General features: G+C 68.5%; 11 protein-coding genes. 2 read left to right on the top strand and 9 right to left on the bottom strand.

All coding sequences use genetic code 11. From position 1 onward, the window contains the following. Positions 1 to 24: 24 nt before the first annotated feature. The 3 genes from ABD970_RS09395 to ABD970_RS09385 form a co-directional block, all read right to left on the bottom strand. On the bottom strand, positions 25 to 984 hold the full coding sequence (locus ABD970_RS09395) for an acetyl-CoA carboxylase carboxyltransferase subunit alpha (RefSeq protein ID WP_345295214.1): 960 nt from the start codon (positions 982 to 984) through the stop codon (positions 25 to 27). 71 nt (positions 985 to 1,055) lie between these two features. Next, positions 1,056 to 4,598 carry a DNA polymerase III subunit alpha gene (gene dnaE, locus ABD970_RS09390; RefSeq protein WP_345295213.1) on the bottom strand — a complete coding sequence of 1,181 codons (3,543 nt, stop codon included), beginning with the start codon at positions 4,596 to 4,598 and terminating at the stop codon, positions 1,056 to 1,058. A 321-nt stretch (positions 4,599 to 4,919) separates the two neighbouring features. Beyond that, the gene (locus ABD970_RS09385; RefSeq protein WP_345295212.1) at positions 4,920 to 5,567 is read right to left on the bottom strand and encodes a YkvA family protein; all 648 of its coding nucleotides are present in this window, start codon (positions 5,565 to 5,567) and stop codon (positions 4,920 to 4,922) included. Positions 5,568 to 5,768: 201 nt separating this feature from the next. On the opposite strand from ABD970_RS09385, the gene ABD970_RS09380 reads away from it, so the two are divergent. Together ABD970_RS09380 and ABD970_RS09375 are read left to right on the top strand one after the other, a co-directional pair. Continuing rightward, positions 5,769 to 7,883, top strand: coding sequence for a tetratricopeptide repeat protein (locus tag ABD970_RS09380; RefSeq protein ID WP_345295211.1), 2,115 nt, complete (start codon positions 5,769 to 5,771; stop codon positions 7,881 to 7,883). A gap of 80 nt (positions 7,884 to 7,963) precedes the next feature. Next, complete coding sequence (locus ABD970_RS09375; RefSeq protein ID WP_345295210.1) at positions 7,964 to 8,446, top strand: hypothetical protein; 483 nt, start codon at positions 7,964 to 7,966, stop codon at positions 8,444 to 8,446. A gap of 4 nt (positions 8,447 to 8,450) precedes the next feature. Here ABD970_RS09375 and ABD970_RS09370 read toward each other — a convergent pair whose 3' ends face one another. From ABD970_RS09370 to bamA, 6 genes are read right to left on the bottom strand one after another with little or no spacing between them, the layout of a single operon-like run. Then, entirely contained in the window at positions 8,451 to 9,071 is a 621-nt protein-coding gene (locus ABD970_RS09370; RefSeq protein WP_345295209.1) for a ribonuclease HII, read from the bottom strand. Further along, the gene (gene lpxB, locus ABD970_RS09365; protein WP_345295208.1) at positions 9,068 to 10,252 is read right to left on the bottom strand and encodes a lipid-A-disaccharide synthase; all 1,185 of its coding nucleotides are present in this window, start codon (positions 10,250 to 10,252) and stop codon (positions 9,068 to 9,070) included. Before lpxB ends, ABD970_RS09370 begins: the two co-directional genes overlap by 4 nt. Further along, positions 10,249 to 11,040, bottom strand: a complete 792-nt coding sequence (gene lpxA / locus ABD970_RS09360) for an acyl-ACP--UDP-N-acetylglucosamine O-acyltransferase (protein WP_345295703.1) — start codon at positions 11,038 to 11,040, stop codon at positions 10,249 to 10,251. The genes lpxB and lpxA overlap by 4 nt, the downstream gene beginning before the upstream one ends. Beyond that, positions 11,037 to 11,492 (bottom strand): 3-hydroxyacyl-ACP dehydratase FabZ, encoded by a 456-nt coding sequence (gene fabZ / locus ABD970_RS09355; RefSeq protein ID WP_345295207.1) that lies wholly within the window; start codon positions 11,490 to 11,492, stop codon positions 11,037 to 11,039. The genes lpxA and fabZ overlap by 4 nt, the downstream gene beginning before the upstream one ends. Next, the gene (gene lpxD / locus ABD970_RS09350; protein WP_345295206.1) at positions 11,492 to 12,523 is read right to left on the bottom strand and encodes a UDP-3-O-(3-hydroxymyristoyl)glucosamine N-acyltransferase; all 1,032 of its coding nucleotides are present in this window, start codon (positions 12,521 to 12,523) and stop codon (positions 11,492 to 11,494) included. Before lpxD ends, fabZ begins: the two co-directional genes overlap by 1 nt. Positions 12,524 to 12,547: 24 nt before the next feature. Next, entirely contained in the window at positions 12,548 to 15,070 is a 2,523-nt protein-coding gene (gene bamA, locus ABD970_RS09345) for an outer membrane protein assembly factor BamA (RefSeq protein ID WP_345295205.1), read from the bottom strand. Positions 15,071 to 15,081: the final 11 nt, after the last annotated feature.

The raw sequence follows: 15,081 nt of genomic DNA, 5'->3' as shown, positions 1-15,081 counted from the left end.
GAAGATGCCTGGGTCAGGCGGCGGTCACGCCGCCTCGTAGGCCCCGTAGCCGCGCAGGCGCTGGTAGCGTTTCTGCAGCAGGTCATCCAGCGGCAAGGTCTGCAGCGCATCGAGTTCGTTGAGCAGCACCGCCTTGAGGCGGATGGCGGTTTGGCGCGGGTTGCGGTGCGCGCCACCGATCGGTTCGCGGATCATCTTGTCGACCAGGCCGAGTTCGCGCAGGCGCCGGGCCGTCAGCCCGAGTTGTTCGGCCGCGTCCTTGGCCTTGTCGGCGGACTTCCACAGGATCGAGGCGCAGCCCTCGGGCGAAATGACGGAGTAGGTGCTGTATTCCAGCATCAGTGTCCGGTCGCCAACCCCGATCGCCAGCGCGCCGCCGGATCCGCCCTCGCCGATCACCGTGCAAACTATGGGAGTCCGCAGCTCCGCCATCTCCAGCAGGTTGCGCGCGATGGCTTCCGATTGCCCGCGCTCCTCCGCGCCGATGCCGGGGTAGGCGCCGGGCGTGTCGATGAAGGTCAGCAACGGCAGGCGGAAACGCTCGGCCATCTTCATCAGGCGCAGCGCCTTGCGATAGCCCTCGGGACGCGGCATGCCGAAGTTGCGGCGGACCTTGGCCTTGGTGTCCCGGCCCTTCTGGTGGCCGATGATCATCACGCTGCGGCCGTCGATGCGACCCAGCCCGCCGACGATGGCGGCGTCGTCGGCGTAGGCGCGGTCGCCGGCGAGTTCCTGGAACTCGTCGCAGATCACCCGGATGTAGTCGTTCGTGTAGGGGCGCGCCGGATGCCGCGCCAGCTGCGACACCTGCCACGGGGACAGGTCGCGGAAGATGTGAGCGGTCCGCTGGCGGAGCTTGTCCTGCAGCGCATGCACTTCGGCGTCGATGTTGACCGCCGGCCCGGTGCTGGCCTGGCGCAGGTCCTGGATCTTCGCCTCGAGGTCGGCGATGGGTTGTTCGAAGTCGAGGTAGTTCGGATTCATCGATGGCTTCGGCCACGGAAAGCCGCCAGTCTAGCGGAACCGGCCCGGGGGGCGCCCCGGGCCCCGGGTGCCTAGTTCGCCCAGGGGCGGTCCCCCATCGCGACCTTGACCGCCCGCACGCCGGGTTGCGCACGCAGGCTGTCGACCAGCGTGGCGTCGACGCGGACGGACCGGGACCCGTTGAGATCCAGCGTGCCGGCCGCGCCATCGGGGAGCAGGAGGTCGAAGCGCAAGGGCGTGCTGCCGGGACGATGCCGGTCCAGCAGCGACTCGACCCGGGGCAGGACGTCCTCCACGCCCAGGTCCAGCCGCAGCGCCAGCTGCCGCGCACTCTGCGGGCAGACCTGCTGGAAGTCCCAGCAGCGCCGGGCCCGCAGCGAGAACCCGCCCGTGAACTCGTCTTCGCGCAGCCCGCCCTCGACGATGATGATGCGGTCGCGCGTGAGCAGTGCGGCGTGCTCGAACCAGGCCTCCGCGAAGAAGGCGCACTCGAGCCTGCCCCGTCCGTCCTCCAGCTGGACGAAGGCCTGCGAGTCGCCACGCTTGCGCACGCCCATCACCTGGCCGGCGACGACGACCGTCGTTTCCGCCCGCCAGCTGCGGCCCTCCTGCGGGCGTCCGCCGGTGGCGGCGCGCTCCCAGAGCGCATCGAGCTGTCCGAGGTCGTGCCCGACCAGCGCGGTGAGTTCCTCCCGGTGCGGGTCGAGCGGATGCCCGCTGAGGTAATGGCCGAGCGTCTCCCGCTCGCCGGCGAGCTTTTGCGCCAGCGGCCACTCCTCGGCTTCCGGCAGCTCGATCCGGGCCTCGGCCTCGGGCTCGGCGAAGCCCCCGAACAACGACACCTGCCCGGCGTCGCGTTCGCGCGCCAGCTGTTCGGTCGCCTTGAGGACTTCGGGCAGCTGCAGCATCAGCGAGGCGCGGTTGCGTCCGAGTGCATCAAGCGCACCGGAGTTGACCAGCGCCTCGAGCGAGCGCCGGTTCAACTTCGAGGATTCCACGCGCCGGCAGAAATCCAGGAGGTCGGCATAGCCGCCTTCGGCCTTGCGGTTGCCCACGATCGCCTCGCAGGCGCCCTGGCCGACGCCCTTGACCGCACCCAGGCCATAGCGGAGGGTCTGCCCGTCGATGGCCTCGAACATGTAGGCCGACGCGTTGACGTCGGGCGGCAGCACGGTCAACCCCAGCGCGCGGGCTTCCTCGAGGAACATCACGACCTTGTCGGTGTTGTCCATGTCCGAGGACAGCACCGCCGCCATGAACTCGGCCGGGTGGTGCGTCTTCAGCCACGCCGTCTGGTAGGCCACCAGGGCGTAGGCCGCCGAATGCGACTTGTTGAAGCCGTACTCGGCGAACTTCTCCATCAGGTCGAAGATCTGCGTGGCGACCTTGGGGTCGACGCCGCGCGCGGACGCGCCCTTCTCGAACTTCGCGCGCTCCTTGGCCATTTCCTCGGCCTTCTTCTTGCCCATCGCGCGGCGCAACAGGTCGGCGCCCCCCAGCGAATAGCCGGCCAGGACCTGGGCGATCTGCATCACCTGTTCCTGGTAGACGATGACGCCGTAGGTGGGCGAAAGCACCGGCGCCAGGGCAGGGTGCGGATAGCTGACCTCGGTATGGCCGTGCTTGCGGTCCACCCATTCCCGGTCCATGCCCGAGCCCAATGGCCCGGGGCGGAACAGCGCCGCCAGCGCGATGATGTCCTCGAACCGGTCCGGCCTGGCGCGCTTGAGCAGCTCACGCATGCCGCGCGACTCGAACTGGAAGACGGCCACGGTTTCGCCCCGAGCGAACAGTTCGTAGGTGGCGGCGTCGTCGAGCGGCAGCGCGGAAATGTCCAGGGGCGTTTCGCCCGCCGAATCGCGCCGCGCATTGATGGCCTTCACCGCCCAGTCGATGATGGTCAGCGTGCGCAGGCCCAGGAAGTCGAACTTGACCAGCCCGACCGCTTCCACGTCGTCCTTGTCGAACTGGGTCACCGGATGGTGGCCACCACCCTGTCCATCGTGTTCGGCGAACAGCGGGCAGAAGTCGGACAGAGGCGAGGGCGCGATGACCACGCCGCCCGCGTGCTTGCCCGCGTTCCGGGTCAGGTTCTCCAGTTGCAGGGCGAGGTCGATGAGGTCGCGGACGTCGTCCTCGCTTGCATAGCGCTGGACCAGTTCCTCGGAGCGCCAGTTGTCGTTGCCCTGCGATCGCTCGCTGCGCCCCAGGGCGTCGCTGAGGTTCACCCCCAGGGTCATCGGCACCAGCTTCGCGATGCCGTCGACGAAACCGTACGGATAACCGAGCACGCGCCCGGCGTCGCGCACCACGGCCTTCGCGGCCATCGTGCCGTAGGTGATGATCTGGCTGACCCGGTCGCGCCCGTACTTGCCGGCCACGTAGTCGATCACCTCGTCGCGGCGATCCATGCAGAAGTCGATGTCGAAGTCGGGCAGGGAGACGCGCTCGGGATTGAGGAAGCGCTCGAACAGCAGGTCGTAGGGCAGGGGGTCGAGGTCGGTGATGCCCATGGCCCAAGCCACCAGCGAGCCGGCACCGGACCCGCGACCCGGACCCACGGGGATGCCCTGGTCCTTCGCCCAGTTGATGAAGTCCGCCACGATCAGGAAATAGCCCGGGAACCCCATCGCGATGATGACGTCCAGCTCGCTTTCCAGGCGCGCCTCGTAGGGCGACACGCCGTGTTCCGGCGGTGGCGGGTGCTGCGCCAGCCGTTGCGCGAGTCCGTCGCGCGCAGCCTTGCGGATCCAGCTCTCCAGGGTGTGGTCGTCCGGCACGGGGAAGGCGGGCAGGTAGGTCTTGCCCAACCGCAGCTCGAAGTTGCAACAGCGCGCCAGCGCGACGGTGTTCTCCAGCGCATCCGGCAGGTCGGGGAACAGCGCTTCCATCTCGTCGGAGGACTTGAGGTATTGCTGGTCGGTGTAGGGCCGCGGGCGGCGCGGGTCGTCCAGCACGCGCCCCGAGGCGATGCAGGCCCTGGCCTCGTGGGCGGCGTAGCCATCGGCGTCGAGGAAGCGCACTTCGTTGCCGGCGACCAGGGGGATGCCGCGGCTGGACGCGGCGTGCAGGGCGAACGTGTTGAAGGCGGCTTCGTCCTCGAAGCCGCAACGGGTGACCTGCAGGTGCAAGCGCCCGTCGAAGGTCGCCTGCCAGTCCGCCAGCCATTGTTCGGCCAAGTCGTGGCGGCCGTCGTGCGCAAGCCGGCCGGCATGGCTGTTGCGGCCGGCGATGGCGAACAGGCCCTGGTGCGCCTCCTGCAACCAGTGCGGCCGGACGACCACGCCGTCATGGCGCTGGCCCTCCATCCACGCGCGGGTCAGCAGCCGCGAGAGCGCCAGGTAACCGTCGCGGTCGCGGCAGAGCAGGGTGAGCTGGGTCGGCGGCTCGTCCCCTTCGGCGAGCGAGATGTCCGCACCGGTGATCGGCTTGATGCCGGCCGCCTCGGCGGCGCGGTGGAACTTGACCAGGGCGAACAGGTTGTTGCGGTCGGTGATCGCCACCGCGGGCTGGCCATGCGCCTCGCTGCGCGCGACGAGTTCCTTGATCCGGATGGTGGAGTCGGCAAGCGAATACTCGCTGTGCAGGCTCAGGTGGATGAAGCGTGTCGGCATGGATGCGCAGCCTGGCCGATCCCGTCCCGGCACCTGCTTCGTCCCCCGTGGACCGGCCAGGCGGCGGACGGCCTGGACGGTCGGCGGCGGCATCGAAGCGCCATGGATGGCTGCGGCAACTGCTCGTGTGAGGTAATGGCCAGAGTAGGGCGCTGGCCAGTGCCCGACAAGGCTTGACAGGCCGATTCGGCGTGTCCGGGAAGAAGGCCTTTCCGGTGCGTGCCGGGGGGAGGCGAAAGCGCTGGAAGAATCAGGCGCGGCGTGTGCCTGCAACGGCCGGCCCGGGCCGCCGGCGGCAGCCCGGGCCGGGTCCCCGCACGCTCAATGGATCTGGAACACGGGTGCCGCGGCGCGGTCCAGGTAACTGGAACAGCCCCGACCGGACACATGCGCGCGCCAGGCGCGTTCGGCGGCCTTGGCCTGAATCCAGTCCTGCCGGTCGAAGCGGATGTCGTGGGGGTTCCGCCCGCGCATGGCGGCTTCCTCGGCCCGCAGGCGGCGGAAATCGAGGTAGTCGTCGAGCTCGAAGCGGACCGATGGCCAGGCCAGGTCGACCAGCACGGCCTCGTCGAGCCCCCCGATGACCGGCGTCGCGTCCGGCACGAGGCGGTCTTCGTTCGCGGCATAGTCCGAGATCAGGGCGATCTGCCGCTGCTGGGCGGGGGCCATGTCCCATGCGGGTTCCGAAGCCATGGCGCGCAAGGCGCGCAAGGCCCGCATCCGGACACTGATGGCGGGGGCGCGGCGCATGCCGCTGAACTGGCAGGTCAGGTTGCGGGCCGCGCACGCGATCGCGTCCACGTCCGGCGCGCACTGGTCCGTTTGCAGCGAGGACGCGACCTCGCGGAAGCGACGCAGGGAGCCGTTGGCGAGTTCGATGCCGGCCACGCGGTGGCGGCGATGGGGCATGCCCGGTGTGGAGGCAAGCAGGGGCAGCGGCTGGGTGGCGATGTTCAGGTTGGCGTTCATGTCGTACTCCCGGTGGGAAAGTTGGGCGCGGCGATTCCGCGCACTGCCAGCGTCCCCCAGGCCGCCGTGAAAGGCTTGATGCGCGTGGGTGGAAAGCGTGATGAAGTGATGATGAGTTGCTGTCTTTGGTGATTTTCCACCTGAATACGCGACAGAGGCGGTCAGGGCGTACCATGAATCCGGCCCACGCTCGGTGCCGCGATGATGGAATCAACGGTCTATCGCTTCGATGACGTACAGGTCGATCTCGCCGCACACCAGGTCACGCGCGACGGCGAGGAACTGAACCTGGAACCGAAGGCGTTCGCGGTGCTCGCGGTGCTGCTGGAGAACGCTGGCGTGGCGCTGGAGCGGGACGAACTCCTCGACCGGGTGTGGGGCCATCGCCATGTCACGCCGAATGTCCTGAATCGCGTCATCGCGCAGTTGCGCAAGGTGCTGGGGGACGACGCCGAGCATCCTCGCTACATCCAGACGCTGCACAGTCTCGGATATCGATTCGTCTGCGACGTCGAGCGGATCGCTCCGCAGGAAACGCAGCCGGCACCCGTGCAGCCGCCCGCGCCCGCTCCGGAACGCCGCCGGCGGGCAGGCGACGCCAAGGCCGGTGACGCCGGGAATGCTGGATCGCGCAAGCCTGCACGGCGCGTGCAGGGACTGGTCCTGCTTCTGCTCCTGGTTTCGGCGCTGGCGGCTGCGGTGCTGTCCTCAAGGTGGGAGCCCGCCGGAGCCGCGCGTCCAGAGGCTTCGATCGCCGTCCTGCCCTTCACCAGCCTGAGCGACGATCCGCAGGACCGCTATTTCGCGCAGGGCCTTGCGGTGGAGATGCATGACGCCTTGACGGGCGTGCCGGGGCTCACCGTCGCGGCGCAGTTGCCGCCCGATGGCGAGGTGCGCAACCAGGACGTCAAGTCACTGGGCGAGCAGCTTGGCGTGGCCACCGTTCTGGACGCCAGCGTCCGCCGCGAGGGCGACAAGGTCCGGATCAATGCCCAGCTGTCCGACACCCGGACCGGTTTCGTCCTGTGGACCGAGAGCTACAACCGCGAGATGTCCGACGTCTTCAGCATGCAGGGAGAAATCGCCGGCCGCGTGGTGAAGGAACTGCTCGGGGTGCTGCCAGGCGGGCCTGAATCATTGTCCAGGCGCCTGGCGCCCACCGACAACATCGCCGCGTACGAGTCCTACCTCAAGGGCCTGGACAGCCTGTGGGAGTCTGGCCGCAGCGATCATCTTTCGCGGGCGGTGTCCTTCTTCAATGCCGCGCTCGAGGCCGATCCGAAATTCGCGCGGGCGCAAGCCAGCCTTTGCCGCGCGGAAATCGACCGCTTCGCCGCCGCCCGGGATGCAAGCGCCTTCGAGCGGGCGGAGACCGCCTGCGATCGCGCGCTCGGGATGGCGCCGGACCTGCTGGAGGTGAGCCTCGCCCTCGGCGACCTGCAGCGCATGCGCGGCGAGACGGCGAAGGCCATCGAGCAGTACAGCAAGGCGCTTGTCGACCCGTCGTTGGCGGTCGATGCCTACATGGGCATCGCCAGGGCGCATGGCGCGAACGGCCGCCACGCGCTTGCGCTCGATTACTTCGAACGCGCACGGCGGCTGACGCCGCGCGACGGCAACATCCATTACGCGATCGGCTACCAGCACTACCTCAATGGGGGTTACCTGCAGGCCATCGCGGCGTTCCGTGAGGCGGTGGCCCTGCGTCCACAGGATGCGCGCGCGTGGAACGCGCTGGGAGGCGCGCTGCTCGCCAATGGCCAGGAGCGCGAGGCGGCGGACGCCTTCCAGCGGTCGATCCAGATCAGCCCCAGCGTGGGCGCCTTGAGCAACCTCGGCACCTTGCAGTACAACGCCGGCGACTACGCCGAAGCCGCGGGCCTGTACCGGCGCGCCGCGAAGCTCGATCCGGACAACGCGGTCATCTGGGGCAACCTGGGCGATGCGTTGTCGGCGCAGGGTGGGAATGCCGAGGCTGCCACCGCTGCCTACAAACGGGCGATCGAAAAGATGGAAGCCTACGTCGAGGTCAAGCCGGACGCCGCGGTCGCCCTGGTCGAGTTGGCGTGGTACCACGCGAACCTGGGGGAAGCCGGCGAGGCCCGCGCCTACATCGCCCGTGCGGAGGCCCTGGACCTGGAGCGCGGGGAGGTGTCGCTCTGGGCAGCGCAGGCGCTTGCACGGCTCGAAGATTGGCCCGCCGCGAGTGCGCGCCTGGCCCGTGCGCGCCGCGAAGGAATCAACGAGGACAGGATCCGGGCCCAGCCGGTCCTGCAACGGCTGGCCGTTGCCGGCACCGGATCACGTGGGCAATGAGGTGGGGGTCCATCGCAACGCCGGCGCCTCCAGGCGCGCGTCGATCTTTCGCGCCAGGCGCGCGGCAGGAGGAAAGGAACATGAAGGCGAGGAGATGCATTCGTACACTGGCCGCAGTCGCCATCGGGCTGGGACTCGCAGGCTGCCCGGCGATGGAATCGGTCAAGCCGGCGGCGGTCGGCGCGGTCCCTCCGGGCCATGCGAGCGCCGCGCCGAACGAGGACGGCCAGCTGTGTGGAGAGGCCCGTCCACGCGCCGGCGAGGTCTACCTCCAGGTAGCCTACGACGGGTCCGGCATGCCGGTCGTGGATCCCGCGCGATGCAGGGTCCACCCGGGTGCCAGGATCACGTGGCGGGGGCCGGACGGTAGCCGGACGCCCTTCGAAATCGCCTTCAAGGCGGCCAGCCCGGCGGAAAACGGACAGGGAAGGATCGTTTCCTCGTTCCAGCGGGACAGGAGCAAGGCCGCGATCATGGCAGGTGGCGTCCGGGGCAGCTACGCCTATTCGGTCCTCGCCAACGGCAAGGAGCTCGACCCCGAGATCATCATCGATCCCCGTTGACCGGTCACGGGCCCTGCCCTCGGCCGACGGCCGCGGGGCGACCCTCGCACGCAAGCCGCACGGGGGCGAAGCTGCGCCTGTGTTGGGGGCAGGGTCCAAGCCTGGACAGCGCTGCGAGGTGCGCAGCGCAGGGATACCCCTTGTGGCGGTCGAATCCGTAGCCGGGATAAAGGGCATGCAAGGCAAGCATGTGGCGGTCGCGTGACACCTTGGCGAGGATGGATGCCGCCATGATGGCCTGGTCGAGGCCATCGCCACCGATCATGGCAGTGGCCGGGCAGGGCAGTTCGGCGGGGAGGCGGTTGCCGTCGATGCGTGCGTGGGTCGCGCGGGGCGACAGCGCATCCAGCGCCCGGCGCATGCCCATCAGGGTCGCCTGGAGGATGTTGAGGGCGTCGATTTCGTCCGCCTCGACGAATTCGACATGCCATGCGATCGCGCTGGCGACGATGCGCGGGTACAGCGCTTCACGCCTGGCTCGCGAAAGCCGCTTGGAGTCGCCCAGCCCCTCAACCGGCCGCCCTGGGTGCAGGATCACGGCGGCCACCACCACGGGTCCCGCCAGGGGGCCACGGCCGGCTTCGTCAACGCCGGCGATGCGGTCATGGTCCGGCAGGCAACTCATGGTGTCCTAGCGATGAGCCCGGCAACGGCGTCCGCGGCCCGTGCGGAGGCATCCTGTCGCAGTGACAGATGGATGCGCCGGAACTCCGGCTGCAAGGCCGCGACGCGTCCCGGCGCCCGGAACCAGTCCAGCACGGCATCGGCGAGCCGTCGCGGCGTGCAGTCATCCTGCATCAGCTCCGGCACCAGGGGCGCGCCGGCCAGGACGTTGGGCAGCGCGAACTGCCCCACCTTGAGCATGCCCAGGCCCTTGACGAGGGCATGCGTGCTGGCGGCGATCCGGTAACCAACCACCATCGGGCGCTTGGACAGCATGGCTTCCAAGGTGGCCGTGCCGGAAGCCAGCAGGACCACGTCGGCGGCGGCGAGCGCGGTGGCCGACTGCCCATCCAAAACCTCCACGCGACCTACCGGCCAGGAATTGGTTGCTAGCAGGGCATCGATTGCCTGCCTGCAAGGCGCATTCGCGGCCGGGATGAGGATTTTCAGGTCGGGGATCTCCCGCGCGACGAGCGCCGCGGCATCCAGGAAAGGCTCGCCCAGTCGCCCGATTTCCCCGAGTCGCGATCCCGGCAGGAGGGCGAGGACGGCCTCGTTCTCGCCCAGGCCGAGTCGTCGGCGCGCGCCGGCGCGATCGGGTTCAAGCGGCATCGCATCGGCCATGGGATGGCCCACGAACCGTGCATCCACGCCGTGCCGGGCGTAGATCGGCGGCTCCATGGGAAAGAGGCAGAGGACGAGGTCGGCGGCGCGCCCGATGCTCGCGGCACGGCCCTGGCGCCAGGCCCAGATGGACGGGCTGACGTAATGCACGGTTCGCATCCCGCGGCGTTTCAGCTGCCGCTCCAGTCCCAGGTTGAAATCAGGCGCGTCGATGCCGATGAAGACGTCGGGTTGCCAGGCGAGCAACCTGTCGCGCAACGCGCGGCGCAACTGCAGTAGCCGGGGCAGGTGCGACAGCACCTCGCTCAGGCCCATCACCGCCAGTTCGGAAGCGTCGAACCAGGCCCGCATCCCTGCCGCTCGCATGGCGTCCCCGCCGATGCCGGCGAAACTGGCGCTTGGGAATCGCTGCCGCAGCGCCTCGACCAGGCCTGCACCAAGCTGGTCGCCCGAGGCCTCTCCCGCGCATAACGCGATCCGGACAGGCGTGCCGGCCGGATCCGCGTGTCCGCCGCTCATCGCAACAAGGGACGGTCGCCGCCCTGGATGAACTCCAGGAAGCGGCGCACGTCGTCGCTGTCACCGGCCTGGTCGGCAAGCTTCCGTGTGGCCTCGTCCAGGTTGGCGCCGGACATGTAGAGGGCGCGGTAGGCGCGGCGGATCGCCGCGATGCGATCCTTGTCGAAACCCCGCCGCTTCAGGCCTTCGCTGTTGATCCCGCGAGGCCGCCCGTACCCGTCCTGCGCGACCATGACGAAGGGGGGCACGTCCCCGTTGACGAAGGCGCCCATGCCGATGAACGCATGGTCGCCGATGCGGCAGAACTGGTGGATGCCGACGAACCCGCTCAGGATGACGTGGTCGCCGACCTCGACGTGGCCGGCCAGGGTCGCGTTGTTGGAGAAGACGCAATGGTCTCCGATGCGGCAGTCGTGGGCGACGTGCGTGTAGGCGAGCAACCAGTTGTCGCTGCCGATGCGGGTGACGCCGCCGCCGCTGCCGGTGCCGCGATTGATGGTGACGAACTCTCGGATGTTGTTGCGGTCGCCGATCTCCAGCTCGACCCGCTCGCCGCCGTACTTCTTGTCCTGCGGGTCGCCGCCGATCGCCGCATGCCCCGCGATCCTGTTGCCGGTACCGATGCGCATCGGCCCGGAGAGGCTGCAGTGGGGACCGATGCTGGTGCCGGATCCGACCTCGACCTCTGGCCCCACCACCGTGAACGCACCGATCGACACGCCATCGCCGATCCGCGCCGAAGGATCGACCACGGCGGTGGCGTGGATCGACGCCTCCACTGCGTTCAGCCCTTGACTTCCGCGCACAGGATCTCGGCGCAGGCGACCTGCTGGCCGTCGACGCGCGCTGTGCCGAGGTAGAGGGTCATGTTGCGGATCTCGCGCTTGACGATGATCTCGAGCTCGAGCCGGTCCCCGGGCACGACCATGCGCGAGAACTTGGCATTGTCGATCTTGACCAGGTAATACAGGCCCGCATGGGCGTGGCCGCCGTGCGAAAGCTGCGTCAGCACGCCGCCTGCCTGCGCCAGCGCCTCGATCACCAGCACGCCGGGCATAACTGGTTGGCGCGGGAAATGGCCCTGGAAGAACTCCTCGTTGATGGTCACGTTCTTGTACGCGAGGATGCGCTTGTGCGCCTCGAATTCCGTGACCCGGTCGATGAGCAGGAACGGATAGCGGTGCGGCAGCAGCCGCTGGATCTCGGTGACGTCGATCGGCAGGGACACGGGGTCGGGCATCATTCCTCCTGGCTGCCGGCGATCCTGCGCGCCAGCGAGTCGAGTTGCTTGAATCGTGCGGCGCTCTTGCGCCAGCGACGGGTTTCCATCAGTGGCGTCCCGGAAGAGTACTCCCCGGGCTGGTCGATCGAGCTGGTGACCAGGGCCATCGCGTTGATGGTGACATGATCGCAGATGCGCAGGTGCCCGAGCACGCCCGCCCCGCCGCCGACGAGGCAGTAGCGACCGATCTCGGCGCTACCCGCGACCGCTGCGCACCCCGCCATCGCGGTGTGCGCGCCGATCCGCGCGTTGTGGCCGATCTGGATCTGGTTGTCCAGGCGGACGTCGTGCTCGAGGATGGTGTCTTCGATGGCGCCGCGATCGATGCTGGTGTTGGCGCCGATCTCGCAGTCATCGCCGATGAGCACGCCGCCTCGTTGCGGGACCTTGATCCAGTGGGGTTCGCCATCCCCGGAGCGATCCAGCGCCAGGCCGAAACCGTCTGCGCCGAGCACGGCCCCGGGATGGACCACCACGCGCTTGCCGAGGCGGACGCGCTTGACCAGCGTGACGCGTGCCACCAGCTCGCAGCCCTCGCCAACGACGCAATCCTCGCCGATGACGCAACCCGGCCCCAGGCGCGCGCCGGCCTCGATGCGCGTACGCGCGCCGACAGAGACGAACGGACCGATCTCGGCGCGCGGATCCACGACGGCGCCCGGATCGACCACGGCGCTGCGATGGATGCCTGGCTGCAACGCGGCGGGAGGATCGAACAGCGCGGCGATCCGGGCGAACGCCACGTAGGGATCGGCGGCGACCAGCGCGGTGCCTTCGAATCCCTCGGCGTCCGCCTCGCGCATGACCACGACGCCCGCGCCCGTCCGGCGCAGTTGGTCGCGGTAGCGGGGATTGGAGAGGAAGCTCAAGTCGCCCTCGCCGGCAGCGGCGAGCGTCCCGACCCCGCTGACCACGGCTCCGGGGTCGCCCGAAAGCGCGAGTCCGAAGCGTTCGGACAACTCCCCAGCGGTGATGGCCGCTCCGCTCATCGACAGGGCTGCCGGCAGTCGGCGCTAGAATGCGCCGCCGAAACTGAACTGCAGGCGCTCGATCTCGTCGGAGTCTTCCTTGCGCAACGGGAACGCGTAACTGATCGTGATCGGACCGACCGGGGCGCGCCAAAGCAACGACACGCCAGCAGACGCGCGCATCTCGCCGGCGTCGAAGCTGTCCAGGTCGCGGTACACGTTTCCGAAATCGACGAATGCGGAAACACGGGCGGCCGGTGAATCGAGCAGCGTCGGGAAGAACATTTCCACCGACCCCACCGTCTTGAGCGCACCGCCGATGGGCTGCAGGAAGGCGCTGTTCGAAGCCGCCTCGCGTGGACCCAGGGTGTTGTCCCGGAAGCCGCGGACGGAACGGGATCCGCCAGCGTAGAAGTTCTCGAAGAACGGCAGGCCGGTCGCGGTGATGGTCCTGATGTAATCCGGCGAGGTGGTGTCGCAAGGATCGCTCGGGGCCGGGCCCGGGACCAGGATGTCGGGCGTGGTCGGATCGTTGTCGTGGTCCAGCGGCACGGGGTTGCTGAAGCACACGTCGCGGACCACGTCGTCGCCGTAACTGTCGCCGTACCCGATCTCGGCGCGCGTGTTGAGGACGAACCTGCGAGACAACGGCCAGTATTTGGAAAACTCGTAGTTGAGCTTGTAGTACTGGGCGGTGGAGCCGGGCAGGGAGACCTCGGCGGACACGCGTTGCAGGGTGCCGCGCGTGGGCTGGAGGAAATCGTTCCTGGTGTCGCGTGCCCACGCCAGCTCGCCCCGCCAGGCATGGAAGGTGCGGGTGTCGAATGCGTCGATGTAATCGACGATGGACTGGGGCGAAACGCCGTCGAAGGCGAAGATCTGGTTGCGGTCGATGCCGAACACCGCGGTCACGGTGTCGTTCTCCGTGATCGGCAGGCCGAGGATCGTCTGCGCCGCGGCGCTGGTCGTGGAGTACCGCGCGGTGTTGAACTCCGAGTTGTCGAATTCGCGCCACCAGACGTTGTAGCCGAGCGACAGGCCGTTGTCGGTGAAGTACGGGTTGAGGAAGGAGAACGCGTACCTCTGCAGGTAGACGTTGCGCTGGGCCTCGATGGAAATCCGGTTGCCGCTGCCCAGGAAATTGTTCTGCGACAGCTGGATCGAGGTGGTCAACCCGCTGAGCTGCGAATAGCCCAGGCCGAACACGAAGCTGCCCGAGGTTGTTTCCTTGACGTCGAACACGACGTCGACCAGGTCGGTGGTGCCCGCGACCGGCGTGGTTTCCACGTTGACGCTGCCCGTTTCGAAGAAACCCAGCCTCTGGAGTCGTACCTTGGACCGGTCGATCGCCGCCTGCGAGTACCAAGCGCCCTCGAACTGGCGCATCTCGCGGCGCATGACTTCGTCGGACGTGCGGGTGTTGCCCCTGAACACGATCCTGCGCACGTTGACGCGGGGACCGGGCACCACCTGGAGCGTGATGGCGACCTTGCGGTTGTCGCGGTCGACCTCGGGGATGGTGTTCACCTGTGCGAACGCATAGCCGATGTTGGCCAGGGTCGTGGTGATCGAGTCGGCCGAGAATTCCAGCAGTGCGCGCGAGAAGGTCTGCCCCGGTTGCAGCAGGACGCGCTTCTCGAGCTCCTCCTTCGGCAGGACTGTGTCGCCGGTCAGCTCGACGCTGGAGACCTCGTACACTTCGCCTTCCGTGAGTCCGGCGGTGATGTACATGTCGCGCTTGTCCGGGCTGATCGCGACCTGCATGCTGTCTTCGCTGAAGTCGATGTAGCCGCGGTCCAGGTAGAAGTTGCGCAGCTTCTCGCGGTCGCCTTCCAGCTTTTCCCGCGAATACTGGTCGTCGCTCCGGTACCAGCTCAACCAGTTGGTTTCCGCCGATTCCCAGCTGTCGATCAGCTCGTCCTGCTCGAAGTCCTCGTTCCCCACCAGGTTGATGTGGCGGATCTTGGCGGCCTTGCCCTCGTTGATGTTGATCGTGATGTCGACGCGGTTACGGTCCAGCCGGGACAGCGTGGGGTCGATCTCGACGTTGTACTTGCCCCGGTTGTTGTACTGCCGCGTCAGTTCGCGCGTCACCCGGTCGAGCGCGAGCCGGTCGAACGTCTCGCCTTCGGCCAGGCCGATGTCGTTCAGTCCCTTCGTCAGGTCCTCGGTCTTGATGTCCTTGTTGCCGCTCAGGGTGAGCTTGTTGATCGCGGGACGCTCGGTGACGGTCACCACGAGGATGGTGCCCTGGCGGCCGACCCGGACGTCCTCGAAGAAGCCAGTCCGGTACAGCGCGCGGATGGCCTCGCCGACCCGGGCCTGGTCGACGGTGTCGCCGCGCTCGATGGGCAGGTAGGTGAAGACCGTGCCGGCACCGATGCGCTGCAGGCCGTCGATCCGGATATCGCTGACGGTGAAGCTGGCGTCAGCCGGCGATCCGGCCGTGGGCTGCGCAGCCGGCGACTCCGCGGTCGCCGTCCCCGGAGCCTCCTGGGTCCATGCAGGGCCGGCGATGGCCGTAGCGAGGGCGAGGCAGAGCAGGCGGCGTGTGGGGAGTCGCGTCATCGAATACGTCC

This window comes from Luteimonas vadosa (assembly GCF_039543545.1).
In the GTDB taxonomy this organism is placed as follows: Bacteria; Pseudomonadota; Gammaproteobacteria; order Xanthomonadales; family Xanthomonadaceae; genus Luteimonas; species Luteimonas vadosa.
Note: the sequence above shows the minus strand (reverse complement) of the source record. Positions and strands in the feature narration are given on the sequence as shown.